This is a genomic window from Tateyamaria sp. (assembly GCF_059783535.1).
Genome location: NZ_JBYNDP010000035.1, coordinates 1 through 19,289 on the forward strand (window position 1 = coordinate 1; position 19,289 = coordinate 19,289).

At 58.2% G+C, this 19,289-nt stretch carries 22 protein-coding genes and 1 tRNA gene; 6 read left to right on the forward strand and 17 right to left on the reverse strand.

All coding sequences use genetic code 11. The features are described from left to right. From AC6RA8_RS09095 to AC6RA8_RS09110, 4 genes are all read right to left on the reverse strand, one after another. The coding region (locus AC6RA8_RS09095; RefSeq protein WP_500352194.1) for an arsenate-mycothiol transferase ArsC at positions 1-311 on the reverse strand (311 nt) is incomplete at its 3' end. Then, a complete protein-coding gene (locus tag AC6RA8_RS09100) occupies positions 312-791 on the reverse strand; it encodes a UPF0262 family protein (protein WP_500352196.1) in 480 nt (159 codons plus the stop codon). 170 nt (positions 792-961) lie between these two features. Beyond that, entirely contained in the window at positions 962-2,263 is a 1,302-nt protein-coding gene (gene hisD, locus AC6RA8_RS09105; RefSeq protein WP_500352197.1) for a histidinol dehydrogenase, read from the reverse strand. Between the two features lie 193 nt (positions 2,264-2,456). After that, positions 2,457-2,927, reverse strand: coding sequence for an ester cyclase (locus AC6RA8_RS09110; RefSeq protein ID WP_500352199.1), 471 nt, complete (start codon positions 2,925-2,927; stop codon positions 2,457-2,459). Positions 2,928-2,995: 68 nt separating this feature from the next. Here AC6RA8_RS09110 and AC6RA8_RS09115 point away from each other — a divergent pair, with 68 nt between their 5' ends. Then, complete coding sequence (locus AC6RA8_RS09115; protein WP_500352201.1) at positions 2,996-3,583, forward strand: TetR/AcrR family transcriptional regulator; 588 nt, start codon at positions 2,996-2,998, stop codon at positions 3,581-3,583. 242 nt (positions 3,584-3,825) lie between these two features. On the opposite strand, the gene AC6RA8_RS09120 is transcribed toward AC6RA8_RS09115, so the two are convergent. The 4 genes from AC6RA8_RS09120 to AC6RA8_RS09135 are packed head-to-tail and all read right to left on the reverse strand — an operon-like array spanning position 3,826 to position 6,199. After that, entirely contained in the window at positions 3,826-4,326 is a 501-nt protein-coding gene (locus tag AC6RA8_RS09120) for a GNAT family N-acetyltransferase (protein WP_500352203.1), read from the reverse strand. Further along, positions 4,319-4,786 (reverse strand): DUF2948 family protein, encoded by a 468-nt coding sequence (locus tag AC6RA8_RS09125; RefSeq protein WP_500352205.1) that lies wholly within the window; start codon positions 4,784-4,786, stop codon positions 4,319-4,321. The genes AC6RA8_RS09120 and AC6RA8_RS09125 overlap by 8 nt, the downstream gene beginning before the upstream one ends. After that, positions 4,786-6,057, reverse strand: a complete 1,272-nt coding sequence (murA, locus tag AC6RA8_RS09130) for a UDP-N-acetylglucosamine 1-carboxyvinyltransferase (RefSeq protein WP_500352207.1) — start codon at positions 6,055-6,057, stop codon at positions 4,786-4,788. The genes AC6RA8_RS09125 and murA overlap by 1 nt, the downstream gene beginning before the upstream one ends. After that, positions 6,050-6,199: a hypothetical protein gene (locus tag AC6RA8_RS09135; RefSeq protein ID WP_500352208.1), complete on the reverse strand. Its 150-nt coding sequence runs from the start codon at positions 6,197-6,199 to the stop codon at positions 6,050-6,052. Before AC6RA8_RS09135 ends, murA begins: the two co-directional genes overlap by 8 nt. An 84-nt stretch (positions 6,200-6,283) precedes the next feature. Between AC6RA8_RS09135 and AC6RA8_RS09140 the strand changes: the two genes are divergently transcribed. Continuing rightward, a tRNA-Thr gene (locus AC6RA8_RS09140) sits at positions 6,284-6,358 on the forward strand. Positions 6,359-6,480: 122 nt separating this feature from the next. On the opposite strand, the gene AC6RA8_RS09145 is transcribed toward AC6RA8_RS09140, so the two are convergent. The 5 genes from AC6RA8_RS09145 to AC6RA8_RS09165 all read right to left on the reverse strand — a co-directional run bounded on the left by AC6RA8_RS09145 (position 6,481) and on the right by AC6RA8_RS09165 (position 9,246). Next, complete coding sequence (locus tag AC6RA8_RS09145; protein WP_500352210.1) at positions 6,481-6,816, reverse strand: cytochrome c peroxidase; 336 nt, start codon at positions 6,814-6,816, stop codon at positions 6,481-6,483. Positions 6,817-6,847: 31 nt separating this feature from the next. Continuing rightward, a complete protein-coding gene (locus AC6RA8_RS09150; RefSeq protein WP_500352212.1) occupies positions 6,848-7,219 on the reverse strand; it encodes a GNAT family N-acetyltransferase in 372 nt (123 codons plus the stop codon). Between the two features lie 307 nt (positions 7,220-7,526). Beyond that, positions 7,527-8,201 (reverse strand): hypothetical protein, encoded by a 675-nt coding sequence (locus AC6RA8_RS09155; RefSeq protein ID WP_500352213.1) that lies wholly within the window; start codon positions 8,199-8,201, stop codon positions 7,527-7,529. A gap of 113 nt (positions 8,202-8,314) precedes the next feature. Next, positions 8,315-8,404 (reverse strand): homocysteine S-methyltransferase family protein, encoded by a 90-nt coding sequence (locus AC6RA8_RS09160; RefSeq protein ID WP_500352215.1) that lies wholly within the window; start codon positions 8,402-8,404, stop codon positions 8,315-8,317. Then, positions 8,380-9,246: a homocysteine S-methyltransferase family protein gene (locus AC6RA8_RS09165; RefSeq protein WP_500352217.1), complete on the reverse strand. Its 867-nt coding sequence runs from the start codon at positions 9,244-9,246 to the stop codon at positions 8,380-8,382. Before AC6RA8_RS09165 ends, AC6RA8_RS09160 begins: the two co-directional genes overlap by 25 nt. A gap of 149 nt (positions 9,247-9,395) precedes the next feature. On the opposite strand from AC6RA8_RS09165, the gene AC6RA8_RS09170 reads away from it, so the two are divergent. Beyond that, on the forward strand, positions 9,396-9,830 hold the full coding sequence (locus tag AC6RA8_RS09170; RefSeq protein ID WP_500352219.1) for a winged helix-turn-helix domain-containing protein: 435 nt from the start codon (positions 9,396-9,398) through the stop codon (positions 9,828-9,830). 95 nt (positions 9,831-9,925) lie between these two features. Further along, positions 9,926-11,029, forward strand: a complete 1,104-nt coding sequence (locus tag AC6RA8_RS09175) for a hypothetical protein (protein WP_500352221.1) — start codon at positions 9,926-9,928, stop codon at positions 11,027-11,029. A 956-nt stretch (positions 11,030-11,985) separates the two neighbouring features. Here the strand turns inward: AC6RA8_RS09175 and AC6RA8_RS09180 are convergent. Genes AC6RA8_RS09180 through AC6RA8_RS09195 form a run of 4 tightly spaced genes read right to left on the reverse strand, consistent with a single transcriptional unit; the run spans position 11,986 to position 15,686 of the window. Next, positions 11,986-12,858 carry an isocitrate lyase/PEP mutase family protein gene (locus AC6RA8_RS09180; RefSeq protein ID WP_500352223.1) on the reverse strand — a complete coding sequence of 291 codons (873 nt, stop codon included), beginning with the start codon at positions 12,856-12,858 and terminating at the stop codon, positions 11,986-11,988. A gap of 8 nt (positions 12,859-12,866) precedes the next feature. Continuing rightward, a complete protein-coding gene (locus AC6RA8_RS09185; protein WP_500352225.1) occupies positions 12,867-14,141 on the reverse strand; it encodes a TRAP transporter large permease in 1,275 nt (424 codons plus the stop codon). Continuing rightward, entirely contained in the window at positions 14,138-14,635 is a 498-nt protein-coding gene (locus AC6RA8_RS09190) for a TRAP transporter small permease (RefSeq protein WP_500352227.1), read from the reverse strand. Before AC6RA8_RS09190 ends, AC6RA8_RS09185 begins: the two co-directional genes overlap by 4 nt. 58 nt (positions 14,636-14,693) lie before the next feature. Further along, entirely contained in the window at positions 14,694-15,686 is a 993-nt protein-coding gene (locus AC6RA8_RS09195) for a TRAP transporter substrate-binding protein (RefSeq protein ID WP_500352229.1), read from the reverse strand. 546 nt (positions 15,687-16,232) lie between these two features. Between AC6RA8_RS09195 and AC6RA8_RS09200 the strand changes: the two genes are divergently transcribed. Together AC6RA8_RS09200 and AC6RA8_RS09205 are read left to right on the forward strand one after the other, a co-directional pair. Beyond that, positions 16,233-18,548, forward strand: coding sequence for an ATP-binding protein (locus AC6RA8_RS09200; protein ID WP_500352231.1), 2,316 nt, complete (start codon positions 16,233-16,235; stop codon positions 18,546-18,548). Beyond that, positions 18,541-19,176, forward strand: coding sequence for a response regulator transcription factor (locus AC6RA8_RS09205; RefSeq protein ID WP_500352232.1), 636 nt, complete (start codon positions 18,541-18,543; stop codon positions 19,174-19,176). The genes AC6RA8_RS09200 and AC6RA8_RS09205 overlap by 8 nt, the downstream gene beginning before the upstream one ends. Positions 19,177-19,289 lie beyond the last annotated feature (113 nt).

The following is a 19,289-nucleotide window of genomic DNA, read 5'->3' on the forward strand; positions in this document are numbered from 1 at the left end:
TAGCGCGTCAGTTCCAGCGCGCGGCGCTGGCTGGCCGGACTGAGCGCCACGACAAGATCGAAGGAGGACAGGTCATCGCCCCATTCCTCCATCTCGTCAAAGCTGCGGGACCGGTGGCGGCTTAGTTCCACATCCAGCTCTTGGCAAACCGCGATGGAAAAGCCGTCAATCTCCATGTCGTTTTTGACGCCCACGGATTGGACATAGGTGCCAGTGCCATAGAACTTCTTCATAATCCCCTCTGCCATAGGGGAGCGGACCGCGTTGTGATCGCAGCAGAAGAGGATGGATTGCGGCAGCGTTTCGGTCATCTATCCGCCGAAGTGCAGAACACAGATCAGGGTAAAGAGGCGGCGGGCGGTGTCGGTGTCGACCTCTGCCTTGCCTTCAAGGCGCTCCTGCAGAACCCGGCTGCCCTCGTTGTGAATGCCACGACGGGCCATGTCGATGGTTTCAATCTGGCTGGGGGGCAGTTTCTTGACAGCCTCGAAGTAGCTTTCGCAGATTTGGAAGTAGTCCTTGACCACCTGCCGGAAGGGTCCAAGGGACAGATGAAACTCTGCCGCTTTCTCATCCGCTTCGGTCGCAACGTCGAAGACAAGGCGCTTGTCCCGAATGGACAGGCCAACGTTGTAGGGTCCGGCAGGCACCTCGCGACCATCCCGGCCGGGCAGGACAAAGGTGTTGTCCTCCAGCAGATCGAACATCGCCACCTTGCGTTCCTGTTCGATCTCGGGGGTTGGGGGAGGCAGGTTGGCATCATCGAGCGTGATGCGGGCAATTCGGGTCATGGCGCGGGGCCTTCGGCAACGAAACAATCTTTCGCAATGCTTAGGGTCTGGCGGCAGGCAATACAATGCCACAATGCCGCGCACAGCATTTCATGCCTGTAGGCCGACACACCCCTTCTTCTGACTGAAAATACCACGGGGGGAGGCGCAGCCCGGGGGGCTGGCCCCCTCTACCCGTTCAGCTTACGCAACCGAGCGGTCACAGAAAGCCCGTGCGCCTCAAGACTTTCGGACGCTGCCAGCCGCTCCGCCCCGGGACCGATGGCGCGCATGGCGTCTGGCGACATCTGAGCCAGCGTTGTCCGCTTGACGAAATCCATGACCGACAGGCCGGAGGAGAACCGGGCAGAGCGCGCGGTGGGCAACACGTGGTTCGGGCCGCCGATGTAGTCTCCGATGGCCTCGGGCGTCCATTGGCCCAGGAAAATGGCCCCGGCATGGGTGATCCTTTCGGATAGGGCTACGGGGTCCGCGACGCAGAGTTCAAGGTGCTCGGGCGCGATGCGATCCGACAGCTGTGCCGCAACATCAAGGTCCGGCACGGTGATGATGGCCCCAAAGTCCCGCCAACTGGCCCCGGCGATGACGCGACGCTCCAGCGTTTCCAACCTCACGTTCACTGCATCCGCCACCGCGCTGCCAAAGGCGGGATCTGTGGTGATCAGCAGCGATTGCGCACTTTCGTCATGCTCAGCCTGACTGAGCAGGTCGAGGGCGATCCAGTCGGGATCATTGTCGCCATCGGCGATCACCAGAATCTCGGAGGGCCCGGCGATCATGTCGATGCCGACCTTGCCGAAGACGCGCCGCTTGGCCGCGGCGACGAAGGCGTTGCCCGGGCCGGTGATCTTGTCTACGGGCGCAATCGTGTCCGTACCGTATGCAAGCGCCGCAATCGCCTGTGCGCCGCCAATGCGGTAAATTTCGTCCACGCCGGACAGCTGTGCAGCCAGCAGGACCAGCGGGTTGATCACTCCGTCCGGGGTGGGCACGGTGATGGCAAGGCGACCCACGCCGGCCACCTTGGCCGGGATGGCGTTCATCAGAACCGAGGACGGGTAGCTTGCCAGCCCACCCGGAACATAGAGCCCTGCGGCCGACACCGGCGTCCAGCGCCAGCCCAGCGTGGCACCTGCATCATCGGTCCACTGCGCATCCTCGGGCATCTGGCGTTCGTGGTAGTCACGGATACGCGCCGCTGCGAGGGTCAGTGCATCGCGATCCTGCTGCCCAACTTCGGCCACGGCCTCGGCCACCTCATACGCACTGATACGCAGGGTATCGGTTGTCAGAGCGACACGGTCAAAACGTTCGGTCAACTCAATGACGGCAGCATCCCCACGGCTCCGCACATCGGCGATGATATCGGCCACAACCGCATCCACATCCGGGCTGTCCTCGCGCTTGGCCGACAGAAGGGCTGTAAACTGCGCTTCAAAATCGGCATCGCTGTAGTCAAGAAACTGGGGCATGGATGTCCTTTCCGGCTGATGCGGGACATAGCGGGCGTGCTGCGCAGGCTCAAGGGGCGGGGCGGATGACACGTCCGCCTTACTGTGGAACGGTCGATGGAGATTGACCCAGTGGCTGCCAACGGAACGAAGCTGACATTGGAGCGCCGGGTGCCAAAGTTCACTTGTCCTTGGCCGACGCATTGAACCGTTTCTAAATCTCCGGAATTGCTCCGATGGCCGTCATGACAGCGAGCAAATCCGTGAAGTATCGCATCTCCACGACCTTGTCGTCGGCAAGCGTGAAGAGCGTGACATCCGGTACATCCACCACCTTTCCAGACGGTGGCACGCCCAGGAATGATCCGTCATGTGTGCCTGTCAGGCGCCCTCTGACGACGACTTTATCTCCTTCTGCCATGACATCTTCGACTGCGACGGCCAGTCGGGAGAAGCCTTCAAAAAGACCCGCATTGAACGCAATCGCTTCTGCGATTCCTTCGATGGCCAGGTGAGAATGAAAAATGGACCGGACTCCGGGTGCCATCGTCACCCTCCAAACGTCACGCCAGCCGTCGCGCGCGCCCCACCCTTCGTCAAACAGCCTTAGGACGGTTTCAACGTTTTGTGTTTCGACGAGGGTTCGGCTCTTCGCAATGGCGCCGTTGATTGCAGTTCCGGTCACGTTTCTCTCCATACATGGTGTATGGAGAGCTTCTTGACGATCTGATCACGACAGTCAATACACACTGTATGGAAGTGCCGAAACCATCACGGAAAAGCCCGAGGGCGAGATCGGATGCAGACCGGCTGGGCCCGGACGCCTGGATTGATGCGGCCTACGCCCGGTTTCGCGACGGCGGGGTAAACGCCGTGCGGGTCGATCCGCTCGCCAAGGACCTGGGCATCACCCGTGGCAGCTTCTACTGGCACTTCAAGGATCAGGCGGCTCTGCTCAACGCTGTTTTGAAAAGATGGAGAGAAGAAGAAACTGAGCGCAACATCGCTGATAACGAGGCCGCTGGCGGGGATGCAGGCACACGGCTCCTGCGGCTCTTGCACACATGCAGTGCCGATGACGGACGTCTGGAGATCGGAATGCGGGATTGGGCCTCCCGGAACAAAGCCGCGCAGGACGAGGTTCGGATTATCGACACGCACCGCATTCAGTACATGACCGACCTGGCCGAGGAGGCTGGCGTCCCTTCTGATGCGGCGAAAGCACGTTGCCGGGTGGCCTACCTCGCATGGCTGGGTTCATATACCGATGCGACCGTGACATCCCGCGCGGGGCTGCGCGCCGACATGGATACGCTTTGGAAGATGGTAACGGCAAAATAGACAACCGGACACTCGTCTCGACGCAAAATTTTGGCACGATGGGATCGGAACCGCCATCGATGACACATCGATTGATCCACGCGGGTCGATCTGTGGCCGCAAGACTGAAATCATCAGACGTTTTACACCTGCGGTGTTCCAGTAAAGGGCAGTTTACTGCACCAAACGCACGTTTGAACGGGTGCGCCAATGACCACCAGTAAGGCGCACCACAGGTGCGCCGGGCGGAGGGCACCTCCGCCTTACCGGATCGCTCGGATCATGATCAGGTCGGTCTCGGCATGGCCATCGCTCAGGGTCGCGTTGGGTATTTGGCCGACTTCGTGGAAGCCCGCGCGCGTGTAGAACGCAATGGCCCGTGCATTGCTGGCAGCTACAAACAGCTCCATCTGTTTGATACCCAAGCGGTCGGCTGCATCTACAATGCCTTTGAGCAACTCAGACGCCGCGCCGTCGCCCTGCGCGCCAGGCTGAACAAAGAATGCACCTAATTCGGCCCGGTGCTTTGTCTGCGCTTTGGTCAGGCGGTTCAGACTGCCAATGCCGACAAGGATAGAACCGGCAAACACTCCGAAGCTGTGACCGCCCTCCAAACGCTCCGCAATGATGTCCATGGGCACCGCCGCGGCCTCATCATAAGTGGTTAGGAATGCCTCCGGATATGTCGACAGTGCCTCAAGCCGCAAGACCTGCCAAGCTGCCGCATCCACGCCGGTCAGACGGCGCACGGACAGGTCAGTCATCGTGTTTCGGCACGGATTTCGACGGAGCTACGTAGGGTCTGGTCACGTCCTTGAGCGTCACATCGATCGCTTCGACCGACAGGCGCAGTGCTCCATCGCCCGCAAGCGTCAGCAAGATGTCCCCTGCCCCGTCCTCGCCCGCCTCGAAAGTGACGGACAGCAGCGACAGGATCACGTCCTTGTCCGACCGGTCCACGCCCTGGCTAGCAACACGCAAGACATCGTTGAAAGCCAGTAGGGACTGCACCCGCTCGGGCGCGTGGCGCGCGCGGCCTTCGTCTTCCCAGCGGAAGCGGTTCACCAACAGGGCAAAGCGCCGGCCCTTGGCATCCCAGCGCATTTCGGTGATGGGAAACACCGCATCCTGTACCAGCGATGACACCACCTGCAGATCATCTGCATCCAGCGCGCCAAGGTTCAGAGGCGCCTCGCGCCCGTCTTCAAACCGTGCGTCCTGCATCAGTCCCCCGCAATCCGTTCGATATTCGCGCCCACACCCGACAGCTTGCGCACCACATGTTCATAGCCACGGTCGAGGTGGTAAACCCGTGCAACCCGCGTTTCCCCTTCGGCAGCAAGACCCGCGAGGATCAGGCTGACACTGGCCCGCAAATCCGTCGCCATGACCGGCGCGCCTTTCAGCTTCTCGACCCCTTTGACGGTGGCGGTGCCACCATGCACCTCGATGTCGGCCCCCATGCGCACAAGTTCCGGCGCGTGCATAAACCGGTTTTCAAAGATCTTTTCTTCCAGCACCGAGGTCCCCTCTGCCGTGCACAGCAACGCCATCATCTGCGCCTGCAGGTCCGTGGGGAAACCCGGAAAGGGTTCGGTTGTCACGTCTACCGCACGAATGCGTCCGTTCTTGCGCGCAACCTTCAGGCCCGCATCCGTTTGTTCGACACTGATCCCAGCCGCATCCAGCTTCTCACAGAAGGCGCCGACCAGATCGACTTTGCCACCCAACAGCTCAACCTCGCCCCCACAAATCGCCGGGGCCAGCATGTAAGTGCCCAACTCGATCCGGTCGGTGACAACGCGGTGGGTCGCGCCGTGCAACTTGTCCACGCCCTGGATGGTGATGGTCGAGGTTCCATCCCCCTCGATCTGCGCGCCCATGGCCCGCAAGCAGGTGGCGAGGTCCACGATCTCGGGTTCACGCGCGGCGTTGTTGATGACCGTGGTGCCCTTGGCCAGCGTGGCGGCCATCATGATGTTTTCCGTGGCGCCGACTGAAGCGAAGGGGAAGTCGACTACCGCGCCCTTCAGCTTGCCACCCTCTGCCTTGGCGTGCAGGTAGCCATCGCGCAGGTCAATCTCGGCCCCCATCTTGGCCAGACCGTCGGTGTGGATGTCCATGGGCCGCGCACCGATGGCGCAGCCACCGGGCAAGGACACCTCGGCATGCCCTTCGCGCGCCAGCAGCGGACCAAGCACAAGGTTCGAAGCCCGCATCTTGCGCACGATGTCATATTCGGCGCGGGTGTTGATCGCGCCATGGCAGGACATTGCCTGCACCTGCCCGTCCTGCATCGACGTGACCTCGGCCCCGAGGGATTGCAGCAGTTGCGTCATGGTGCGGATGTCAGACAGGCGCGGCGCATTGGTCAGCGTCAACGGCTCGTCACTGAGCAAAGTCGCCGGCATCAGCGTCAGGCAGGCGTTCTTGGCCCCCGCAATCGGGATCTGCCCACTTAGGGCGCCGCCGCCCTTGACCAGAATACTATCCATTGTCCTGCTCCTGCTTGTTGCCTGCCTGTGCCCGCGCCTTGGCCTGTGCCTTGCGCTTTGCCATATTGGACTTGAGCGCCTGTTTGAGCCGCGCTTCGCGGTCGTCATTTGCCTTGGGCTTGGGTGGGGATTTGTCTGCCATGCCGCTTCTGTACCGCAGGGGGCATGGGGCGTCCAGAATGGGCTTGCATGGGGTGCGGTTTGGGGCTATCCCGCCGCGCACGGCGCTGCTGTAGCTCAGAGGTAGAGCACTCCCTTGGTAAGGGAGAGGTCGAGAGTTCAATTCTCTCCAGCAGCACCACTAATTTATTGGCAAAATCAAATAATTAAAGAAGTTCAGCGCACTAGACACCCCACGTGTGATAGCTCTTGCGTTAGTCAGGGCTAACACAAAATGGCGAAACATAGTGCTTTGGTGATTGTTCAACGACTTCCAGACGTGTCCGGTGCGCAGCAGCGGGACGGGTTTATCATTTCCATCTGCCAATCTCCGATGCCAAGCGCCAGACCACCACCAGATCCAAGCGACGGATCATGGCATGTGCCGCAAGAAATGTTCTGATTCCCCGACAGGATCGGGTCAAAGAAGAGGTTACGGTCAAGCTCAAACACCGCCTCATCCGGTGTGCCATTATCGAGAAAGCTCACGTCAGTCAGTGGGTCGGGCAGCTGCGGCTCGTTCTCATGTCCCGCCGCAAATGCGATAGCAGAGGAGAGAACAAGCACCGAGACGGACAATTGGAGACGACGGGAAATCATAGATCATATCATCTTTCGGTTGAAGGTTTGCTTATATCGTTCCGTTTGCGCTGATCGATTTGAAAAGCAGCAGAACGTCCCCAGTGTAGTAGGGCTGGCAGGGATGTTGCAGAACCGGTGATTGGCCGATGGTCTTGTAGCCAAGTCTTTGATAAAGTCGGACCGCGCCGGTGTTCTGGGCATAGACCTGAATGCTCAGGGTACTGTAGCCAGCCTCGTGGGCGCGACGTTCGACAGAGGCCATAAGGTACGCGCCGATCCCAGCACCACGTGATCCCGCCCTTACGGCTAGCGCGTTAACGTACCAGGTGCCGATGGACTGCGCCTCGAGTTCAATGAAGGGGGCGAGCAGATCGGACGTGTCGGGGTCCGGCACAGCGTCGATAGGATAGCGCCATGCCAAGCACTTTTCCCGCGCGCTCGGCGATGAGAGCGTTCACATAGGAGAAGCCGCCCGTGTCGCGCCGGGCGCGGTTAATCCCGACGTCAATAGGTGCCTGGGTGTCGTCAGCGCTTTGGACCCAAAGCCAAGATGGAATGCCCTCTCCAGCGACGTCGATGAGGCGGGCGAGGTCTTCAGCATCGTTGTGTCTTGCATCACGGATTGAGATGTCTGGAAGGTCGTTCATCGGTTTTACCTCGGTTGTTTTCATATGCAGGAATGCCCTGACCGCCAGATTGATGGGCAGGGTCGGTTTCTCCACTTTCGGTCAGGATGCCGGTGCGCCCAAGAGTTCGACCGGTCCAACCGGCACGCCAGAGTCCCATTCGTTATGGTCCGTCTCAGCGATGTGTCCGAAGCTAGTGCTCTGCCAGTTTTCGGTTTTGGCTTCCGGCATGAGTGCAGCATGGTCCTGACCCGGGATGCTGATCGACAGGCGCGCGCCATAGCCATCCGTCATACCTAAGAGGGTCTGGGTCATTTCCGCGCCAATGTTGGCATATGCTCCGGTGCCGCCGGTAACAGCGCGCAGTGAGGCGATGTCGACATCAGCAATTTCGGCGCCCTGATTGATCAGGATCTCGCCGCTGTCGAATTCGAACACTTGTCGCGAAATGACCCAGGCTCCTGCCAGAGTGCGGGCGCCATCGCCGACAAAGAACCCGTCGCAGGTCCAGCGGCCGATGACTTTGTCAGGAAAGGCCGGGCTGCCATCCGCCAGCGTGCCTTCAGCCCCGCCATCCAGCGTGCCGTCTTCGTAGATGTAGCCTTGGGTGACGAAGGCGTTGCCATAGGCGGGCATCCCGTCGTCAAAGACAGGCTCTGTTGCAAAGACAAAGCGCGTCAGGTCTTCGGCTACGTCAAAGGACATTGGTGCGCCCTCGGCAATAGTAAAGCTGGTCGAGGCCAGCAAAGCCAGCATGGAGAGAGTTGATTTGAACATATGTTTTCCTTTCAGGTGTTCATCTTGGTTTTGGTCGTGTTCACAGAGCGCCGAGGGTAAGCCCCGGCATGGCTGCTGCATGTGGGACACCATTAGCGTCCCAACATTCAGGGTTAGGGAGTTGTTGCATCGCAAATCGCCGCGACATGGCGGTGATCAGTTCCGCAGCAACCGCCCATCACGGTGAGGTTGGGCAAGAGCATCGACAGTCCGGTGTAAAGCTGCCCAGTTCTTGTGGGTCGCCATCATCCAGCGTTTCGGCAGCATCGAGCTCGGCATGGCTCATCCGTGAGGCATTTGCGCGCAGACCCAGGATGCGTTTGGTCCAATCCCCTTGCAGCACATGGGCGAAGTGGTCGGGATGCGCGCAGTTGATCATGTAGTAGGCGGGATAGCCGTCCGTCGCGGCATCAACCTCTTGGATCGCCTCGGACAAGTCTTGGCCAGAGGGCAGCCGCCCATCGGTCTCGACCGTGAAGGCGATGGCGACAGGCATGCTGTGCGCCTTGGCCGCGCTGGCAATCCCGATGGCTTCGTGCGCGTAGGTCATGGTAACGGCAGACACCATGTCGGCCCCGAACTTAGCGAACCAGTTCACCTGTGCGGCGTGGTAGGTTTCGGCCTGCGCGGCGGTCAGGACGCGCGCAGGTGCATAACCGTCGTCCTGCGGTCCGATCACTCCGTTGATGACAAAGGGGCTATGCTCGGTTTCAACGCGTGTCCGCAGCTGCGCAAGCGTGGCGACCGCTTCGCGATGCACGGCCTCAAGCTCGTCATGCGACAGACCTAGGTCTAAGGCCCAGCGTGCGCTGGCCCGCCATGTCGGCGTGTCCATGATGAAGCCCCGCTGTGCTTTCAGGGCTATGTCGGCAAAGCGGTCCATATAAGCTTCCATCGCTGCCATGCCGGTATCTGTTTTCAGCACCATGAATGCGGCAAAAAGCAGCAGATCGATGCCATCACGAAAGATCAGCGTGGTTTCGAGTCCACCGTCGGTGATCATCTGTTTGCCAGACAGTTGGGGGAGGGCGTTGCGGTACTTCATCGGGTGTCCTTTCTGTCTCATGCATCGATTACTAATTACTGAGACATGAACTAGGTGACCGCAGAGGATGCCGCTTGAGTCAGATCTGAGAAGAGTCTGAGAACTTGCCAAGCTTTTAGCCGAAGGTCTGATCGGGTAGCTATTGGCATATGGAAATCGTGGTTTCATGCGCCCGGATCGACTTTGACCGGATGATCGTTCAACAAGGCTCGGACCTCCGGCGCCTGACGCGACAGACCGCAGGCATCTTGCGCGCATTGGTCGATGCGGACGGGCAGGTCGTCAGCAAGGACGACCTGATCACGAATATCTGGGAGGGTCGCATCATCACCGATGCAACGCTGTCCACCGCGATCAAGGAAGCCCGGCGCGCCGTCGGAGATACCGGCACAGACCAGAACGTTATTGAAACGGTTCACGGGGTTGGCTTTCGCCTCTCTGTTGCGATTGGTCGGCCAAAAGCGGCAGCTCTGCCGTCGAAACAGATGCCCGTCATTCTAATCCTGCCGTTTCGTAGCCTCACCCCGCAGGCAAATGACCAGCAAATTGCTGATGGGTTCAGCGAAGAAGTAACTTCAACCTGACACGGTTTCGCGGGCTGCGGGTTCTGTCGCGTCTCACAGCCTTACACGTTCAGGCGCATGCAACGAATCACGCCAGTACTGCGCGTGAGTTTGGTGTGGACTTCATCGTGGAAGGCAGCCTGCGACGGTCTTCTAAACGGCTCCGAGTAACCGTGCAGGTTACCGATGTGACAACCGGTGAGATTGTCTTGATGGAACAATTCGACCGTGCCGCAGATCCAAGAGACATCTTTGATATCCAGGATGAGGTTGGCCTTCTGATCGCAGGCCGCGTTGCGTCGCGACATGCAGGTGTGGCCTCGTGGTTCCGCCAACTTGCGTCGGCAGGGCAGACCCAGACTTGGGATATCTATGCTGCGGTCACACGGTTCTACGAGTTCTACCGAACCTACGATCCGGCGATCCATCTTGAATTGCGCGAAGGTCTGCCCGTTCTGCTGGAGGCTGACCCCGAAGCGTCTGATGGATGGGCAGCGCTGGCGTTGATCCTGTTGGAGGAACGCCGCTACCACCTGAACGAACGCCCCCGAGTGAATGCGCCAAGATTCGGGCTTAAGGCTGCAACGCGGGGCGTTGAGAGCGACCCCAAAAGCGGATTTGCCAGAATGGCGCTGGCGCTCTGCCAGTTTCATACCGGTGATCTGACCGGGTTCAAAGAGTCCGCGAAGGTCGCCATACAACTCAACCCTGGCCACGCAGATATCCTTGCCGAGCTTGGCCATTGTCACGCTTTCCTTGGGGACTTCGATCGCGCGATCCCTCTGCTCGATCAGGCGATCGAGTTGAGCCCCATTCATCCTGGCTGGTATCACTATGCGCACGCTTGGCGGTTTGCCCTTCGCGGCTTCTGGCAGGCGGCTTTGTTGGAAATCGAGAAGGTCCCAATGCCGGGCTTTCAGTGGTACCACGCCCATCATGTCTGGTTTCAAGCCGAGTTGGGGAACGTGAAGGCCGCCGAAAAGGCTAAGTCTGCGCTTCTTGCGATACTTCCAAATTTCGAAGCCGACATTCCAAGAGAGATGGTCTTCAACTACTTCTCGGGTCCGCTTGTGCAGAAGGCTTTTGACGGTTGGCAGAAGGCTGGATTGCGCGTCAGCCTTCCCCCAGAGATGGCAGAAATGCCCCGCCCGCAAGATGGTTGTGATTGGGACGGCAATCACATGCGTGGCACAGCTATGCGGCGCGATTTCTTGTCTTGATTATCGACGTAATGCACAAATACAGCCAATGTCCGCTAAGCGGATCGACGAGAAGTGCATGAGCGAGTTTCCCAAGACCTTCACCAGTCTGTTCGCCTTGGCAGAGCCAAATGGCCTATAGCGCACGAACATAACTAAATCGCTGGCAAGCCTGGGTTGCCCGGTCGCTGTCTTAGTATCTAAGTCACCCGAGTTCTTCCGGAGATCTGATGCCACCGAGATCGAACTCACACCGGAGAAGGCGGTGCCAGACTAGTTCGGCAAACCCCGTTCTTTCAGCATAGCACAGTTGCCCCCTTTTGACGGGAGTCACTGTTTGCAACGAGTTGGACAAAGTTGGTAAAAAAGAAGGACACTTTGATTTCATGGACGGTTTTAACCTCATATATTTCAATATTTTACAGTTTGACGAAGGCAAAGTAATCGCGTCTCATCAGTTGATGTGGAGTTGCATGGACTTTGTCTTAGAGACCACCGATTTGTCCTTGTTTGGGGGGTATTTTGTCCAACTCATGGAAAACTAGTGAAGGCTTAGCGGACCAAAATTCAACCGACTTCGCTTCTCACATAGCATGGAGCGGCGGGAAGCAGTCATTTGCCGCAATTGCCAATCAACTTCTTCGTGTTAGGCAAAGCAGACCTTCAGTTCTCGTAGAGATGTAGTAGATGTCCCGGGCGTAATACAGACTGCCCTTCGGCGCGTGGGTCTCAATGTTGGTCTAATGCTGAGATGAACCAAGCCGGCTTTTAGTCAATGGCTTTGGGTGATTGCAACGCTGCTCACTCAGTTGTCGGAACCGCTTAGAGGCATGGACCGATACGACACATACTCAAGAGAAATTTCCCAGATCACAATCTGGAAATTCGTTTGGCCACCATGGGTCCACTCCGCCAATGGCCTCGCGTGCGGGCCGTTCGTAAAAACATCAAACCATGCTTGGCGCAGCCTCCAAACGCTAACGTTGTGAAGACTTGTAGCGTTCGGAAGCGGCATAGTAGTCATCGAACCCGATCCGCTTACGCAAGTCGGTAAAGTCCATCTGGGCCGGGCGCTCGTCATCAAGCATGGCACGCAGGGTCTTGACCATTGCCTGCATTGCCGCCGCCATCAGCGACAGGGGATAGGCCGCAATGCTATAGCCGATATCGTGCAAGGCGGCGTTTGGCAGATCGGGGGTTTCGCCGCCCTCGACGATGTTGGCCATTTTCGGACCCGGTAGGGAGGTGCAAACCTCGCGCATTTCCTGTTCGGACCTTGGGGCCTCTACAAACAGGATATCCGCACCAAGGTCCGCGAACGTGGCGGCGCGCTCAATCGCTTCGCTGAGGCCATGTTCGTGGCGCGCATCCGTCCTGGCGAGGATCAGGATATCACCGCCTTGGGCGCGCAGCGCGTTGCGTTCATCCACCGCCGCACGCACCCGGTCAAAGGCCTCGTCGCGCGACACCACCGCCTTGCCTGGCGTGTGTCCGCAGCGTTTGGGCGCCAGTTGGTCTTCGATCATGATCGCTGCTGCCCCGGCCTTGGCAAAGCCCGCCACGGTGCGACGTACATTCATGGCGTTGCCGTATCCGGTGTCCCCGTCACCGATCAACGGAATGGTGGTTGCATCGGTGATGTTGCGCACTTGATCGACAACCTCGCCGTAGCTCATCAGTCCCAGATCAGGGGCACCGATGCGGCTGGCCGATGCGGCAAAGCCAGACATGAAGGTCAGCGCATAGCCCTCCTGCGCGATCAACTTCGCCGACAGCGCGTCAAAACAGCAGGGCATGATGTGGCACGTGTCCTGCGTGAGCAGGTGGCGCAGGGTTTCGGTTGGGGTCATGGGGCTGGCTACCATTTGAAGGGGATGTAGAGGGCAAGGTCCGGCAGGACATATAGCAGCACGACCGTGCAAAGCATCAAAGCCAGAAATGGCCAGACGCCCCGTGCCACGTTAGACAGGCTGGTCCGGGCGACCGATTGAATCACATAGAGGTTCAACCCAACGGGAGGCGTAATCAGCGCGCATTCCACCATGATCACCATGTAGATTCCGAACCAGATTGGATCGAAGCCCATCCCAAGGGCTGCTGGTAACAGAACTGGGGTCATGATGAGGATCATCGAGAGCGCCTCGAACACCAGTCCCATAAGCAAGAGCACAACGGACACCACGAGGATGAACATGATCGGCCCGTCAATGGCTTGTGTGAGGAAGGCGGAGATGTCCTGAGGGATGCGGTAGAGCGCGATGGCTTTGCCAAAGACCTTGGCACCCGCCACGATCAGCAGGATCGCCGCGGTGGTGATGGCGGACTCGCGCACCGCCTCCCACAGTGTTGCCCAGGTCAGTGTGCGCAGCCAGAAGGTTACGATGAACAAGGCGGCCGCTGATCCGACCGCGGCGGCCTCTGTCGGGGTGAAGGCGCCGGAATAGAGACCGATAATCACCAATGCGGCGAGGGAGACCGAGGGCAAAGCACGTTTGGAGGCGTCTATCCGTTCGGACATGCTCGCCTTGGGGACGTTTTCAAAGTTGCCAGATAGCTTTGCATGCAACATCGCAAACACGATGAACAGCGCGACCAGCACAAGCCCTGGTCCGATGCCCGCGAGAAAGAGCGCGAGAACGGATTGTTCGGTGACGAAGCCATAAACGATCATCGGGATTGAGGGTGGGATCAGAATGCCCAGAGTGCCGCCAGCGGCCAGCAAACCGTAAACAAAGCGCTTTTCATAGCCACGGCTGATCATCTCCGGGATCGCCACCGTTCCAATGGTGGCGGCCGTCGCAACCGACGATCCGGAAATCGCGGCAAACAGACCACAACTGATGATGGTTGCGACAGCAAGTCCACCGGGCCAGTGCCCGACCCAAGCTTGAACGGCGGCAAAGAGATCGCGCCCGACTCCGCCTTTTAACAGCAAGTTCGACATCAGCAGGAACAATGGAACGGCCAGCAGGATGAAGCCGTCCAGTGTGGACAGGATGGATTGAGGCGCCATCAGCGGAGAAAAACCGCCGAGCATCAACATACCCAGCCCCATGCCACCCAGCGCAAAGGCGACGGGCACGCCAAGAAGCAGCAAGGCAAAAAGGCAGGCGAGGATCAGAACGATGGTCATTCGTGCGTCGTTCCGAGCTGGGTTGCGTCAGAACCTCGCAACCGAATGAGTTCGACAACGCCCTGCAGCGCCAGCAGTCCGAACCCGACCGGAACAGATGCCTCTGCGATCCACACTGGCAGGTTGAGCAGCGAGCCCGTCGTACGGCCGCGAACGAAACTGTCAAAAAAGATATCGAAGCCCCAGATGGCGACAATGACCGAAAAGACCACAACGATCACCAACGCTGCTGCAGCGCAAAACTTTTGTGTCGCGGGCGGTAGGAGGGCCGTGATTGCATTCACAGTGATATGCCGTCGCAAGGTCAGCAAGTACGCCATGGCCAGCAAGCAACCCCAGATCAGGCAAAGCTGGCTTAGCTCCGCTGCCCAGATTGTGGGGCGGATGAAGAAATAGCGTGCGATGACCTCATAAGTCAGCATGACGCCGGTCGCCGCCAGCATGATCGCCCCCAGGGCGCAGGCCGCTTGCGACAGCGATGTTATGACCTTCATGTCGCGGACAAACAGGCGGCACGAAGGTCACCTGTCACACTGTGTTGTGCCATCAGGATCAGGATCCGGAGTCGACGCCGAGCGCATCCAGTACCTGCTGCCCGGCCTCGCCCGTGGCGGCCAGATAGCCATCGATCACCGGCTGCGAAACTGTCTGCCATGCAGCTAGTTCTTCGTCTGTCAGTTCGACGATGTTCATGCCGTTCTCTTGGGCTGCTGCGTATGCATCCGCCTCGATCTGGCTCATGCGGTCGCGCACATCGCTTTGCGCCACGTTGGCCGCATCGCGGATATGGCCTTGGGTATCTGCGTCCAGACCGGCCCACCAGTCATTGTTGACCACGACGACGAATTCGATGTTGGCGTGGTTGGTCTTGGTGATGGTGTCCATCACTTCCCACAGCTTACGAGATTTCACGCCGGAAACGCCGGTCATGCCCACATCGACCGTGCCACGTTGATAGGCCAGATACTGCTCGGAGCCCGAGATCAGTGTTGGCGCACCACCCGCAGCGGTCACGAAATCACCCAGCGTCTTGCCAAACACACGGGCTTTCTTGCCCTGCATGTCCGCCGGTGTGCGGATTGGTTCATCCTGCGACAGCATGATCGCACCGCCATACGCTTGCCAGTAAAGGACAGAGCCGCCGGTCTTGGCGATTTCCGTCTCCAGGATGTTCCGCACGGGCGATCCTTCGGCAACCGCGTTGCGCACCTTTTCCTCGGTATTGAACAGGAACGGCATGTAGAACACGTCGACCACCGGTGCATCGCCCACATAGCGGGTCAGTGATGCAACACCGGCCTCGATCGCGCCTGATCCAACCGCGGCAGGCACTTCCTTGTCCTTGTAGAGCGTTGCACTGTCGTAGATTTCGACGTCGATCGCACCTCCTGTACGCGCCTCCACTTCCTTTTCAAAAAGAAGGAGGTTCTCGCCAAGGTGGCTGGTAAGTGGAAGCTGCAACGAAATCCGCATCTTCTCTTGCGCGATGGCGGCAGTGCCCAGCAAAGACAGGCCAGCGGCAGCGATTATTGCTTTGTGAAACATTGTATCCTCCCAGAAACAGTACCGATCAGGATTCCCGAGTAGATTGAAATTGGCAACTGGATATTCGTTTGGGCGCATCGATGCCGGTTCGTGGACACATACTGATTGCCGAAAAAATCTGAGCGCAGATGACGTCATCTGACTGCCGCCGGCCGGGACAGCACGACTCGGTCTGGCGCCTATGACCCTGTCTTCGCGTCGATAACCGCCTGTCGGCGAGGTGTTTGAAGTGCAGCCAAGATAGATGTCCGTTCCTGCACTCGGGGAGCATAGGCAAAACTGCCTAGGTAGTTTCGCGAATAGCCAGCCCTTCAGTGACCGAGTATTGTCTACACCAGTAACGAGTTCCCTTTTTCAGTATGTCCCAAATTTAAATAGTTGCATTTTTTAGCACCACATCTTGACCAGTAGTGAGTGGCCGCGGCCGCTGCGCTCTGTCCCTTAGGGCAGAGCGCAAATTTTTGGTTTCATCGTCACAGTTCACTTTCGTCGCCATGGAGCGTAGGCTTTTGGCTTACAATTGAACGCTTTGCGATGTTCCGAAGAATGATGAAGTCACTGGGTGCGATTCTTGCTCTTGCCTTGGCCGGGCTACAGCTGCTGGCCATCGCTGTGGTCGTGTCTTCTTCCTATTTCACCTCTGAAAAAACGCTGCTTGAACACGCCCGAACACAGATGGTGGATGTGGGGAACAATGTAATCCAGCACGCCAAATGGTTCATGTCCCCTGCGCGCAGTGCCGCGGAATTGTCGACGGCGCTGGCATCGAACCAGATCATCCGACGCGAAGAACGTGATCACCTCGAAGGTCTGCTGTTTCAACAGCTCAGATCGGCGCCACAGTTCGCTGGCGCCTACTACGGCGACGAAGAGGGCAATTTCGTTTATGTCAAAAGACATGATGAAAATGCCTATCTCACAAAGATTGTCGATGTTTCTGTAAGTGCTCGAGAGCGGACCAGCTTCATCCGGCGCAGCGAAAACTTTGTCTCATTGGACCGCTTTTTCGATCCGGAAGATCGATATGACCCGCGCAGCCGGCCCTGGTATCAAGAGGCGAAAGCGTATCGGGGCAGTATTTGGACCGATCCCTATATCTTCTTCACATCACAGTCGCCTGGTATCACGGCCGCAACGCCCGTGATCGGATTCGACAATCATGTTCAAGGTGTCGTTGGCGTTGATATCGAGATCAGGGAACTGTCGAGCTTCTTGTCCCAGTTGAGGGTTGGCAGAAACGGCGCTGCATTCATCCTGAACCAAAACGGGGATGTGATCGCGCATCCGGACCCGGAGTTGCTGACCACCCAAAGCACCGATGGTGGGTTAAGCTTTCCTTCAATTGACACATTGGACGACCCAATCGCGCGCGCCGCATTCGGGAACCGATTGTCTCGAGATGGCGTTGCGGTCGACGGACTTATCCAGACCGATTTCGAACACCTTGGCGAACACTTTGTCTCGTTGATCATGCCATTTGGCCTGGACGACATCCCCTGGACGATCGTGCTCTATGCGCCGGAAAATGACTTCATCGGGACGATCAAGGAGAACCGGACGCAAAACACGCTGATCGCCGTTGCCGTTGCAGCGACGACAGCGCTGCTGGGATTGGCGCTGGCCAACAAAATCCATGCCCCTGTACGTGCATTTGCCGTCAGATCCGCTTTGATCTCGCAAGGTGAGGTTAATCCGAAAGATCCGATGCCAACCACATACAAAGAGTTGGAGAGTGCCAACACCGCGCTGGTCAATGAAATTTCGCAACGCAGGAAAACCGAGGCAGAGTATCGGCTGGCTTTTGAGAAAGCGTCGCGTGGAATGGTTCACATCGAAAGCAAGACCGGTCGTCTGCTGCGCGTAAACAAAAGCTTCGCCAAACTCCTGGGCTTTTCGGAAAAAGAGTTGATCGGCGCGACATTGCAGTCGCTGATTTCGGCAGACGATCAGGATACCTTGGACGAGTTCGAGGAACGCATCTCCGGTCACGCATCATTCGGCTTTGAGGCTCAGGCCATCGGGAAAGACGGCAGCCCGATATGGATCAGCCTCAACGGTATTTTCTTTCAAGCTGATTCAGATGGTGGGACGTATATCGTCGCAACGATCGACGATATCACGCAGGCGCGTGCATCCGAGGAGCAAATTGAAACCCTGCACCGCGAGATCGCGCATTACTCCCGGCAGGAAATGATGGGAGAGTTGGCGACCGGACTGGCCCACGAGCTTAATCAACCGCTCACGGCAATCACGCAAAACGTGGATGCAGCCGCGTACATTCTGGGTCACGCACCCGAAAAGATGCCAGATGTAAAAGGCCTGCTGGGCGAGATCGACCAGCAAGCTCACCAGGCGGCTGACATTATCCGCGCCTTGCGCGCGTTGGTCCGCAAGGACGAAAACATCCCCGATGACTTTGATATCCGCGAGTTGCTCGTCCAGGCGCGGCGGTTGGCGCGTTCAGATGCGCGGCAACACGCAATCGATATCGTTTTGGTCAAAGGCGAGGAACTTCAGGTCCGTGCGGTTCGCGTTCAAATCGCTCAGGTCGTCGTCAACCTTTTGCGCAACGCCATTGATGCAATTGCTGAGAGTGAGTCCAATGAACGCAAGATCACCATCTCGGCAGAGCAAAGAGGTGAGTTTGCCTGTGTGAATGTCGAGGATGGAGGGCCGGGCATTGCGGACGCCCTGCACCTATTCACCCCTTTTGAGACGACAAAACGCGACGGCATGGGGCTTGGGTTGTCCATCAGCAAGACTTTGATCGAGGCAAATGGCGGCGAGATCTGGCACGAGCCGTTGGCGAAAGGAACGCGCTTCAGTTTTACTCTTCCAATGAAAGGCACGGTCCATGGATGAGGGGCCATTTGTTTTTCTCGTCGATGATGACGCAGACATTCGCGGATCATTGGCCCGTGCGCTTGAGTTGCGCGGCTATGTGGTTAGGCCCTTTGCGTCTGCGCAGGACTTTCTGGATACCTACGATCAAGGCCTCTCCGGATGTTTGCTGCTGGATTACGGTATGCCGAAAATGGACGGTCTCCAGCTTCAGAAACGCCTGCGCGATATGGGAAGCCAGCTTCCAGTGATTTTCATCACCGGCCACGGCGGGGTTCCTGAATCCGTTGAGGCGATGAAGATGGGCGCGGTTGATTTTCTGGAGAAGCCTTTCAAGCAATCTGTGCTGATCGACCGGATAGAGGCCGCTCTGGAAACCGACAGGCGTCGACGCGTGGCGCAGATGCAAACATCTGGGATCGTGGCCAGGTTTCAGTCGTTGACCGATCGTGAGAAAGAGATTTCTTTGCTGCTCGCGACGCGTCCTGGCCAAAACTCGTCAAAGGAAATCGCCAAACTGTTGGGCATCAGCCCACGCACTGTGGATCATCATCGTGCGCGCATCTTGGAAAAAATGGATGTTGGGACGGTCGCAGAACTGGTTGAGACCAGCCTTAAGGCGGGCCTTGTCAGTGGCCGAGATACATGAGACGGCCCCGAAACAGCGATAATACTCAAGCTGTCAGAACAAGCACCATGCGCGCAGTCAAGGATCGGTCAATTGCGACCGGTGAGTACGATGATCTACCGAATTCGCACTTG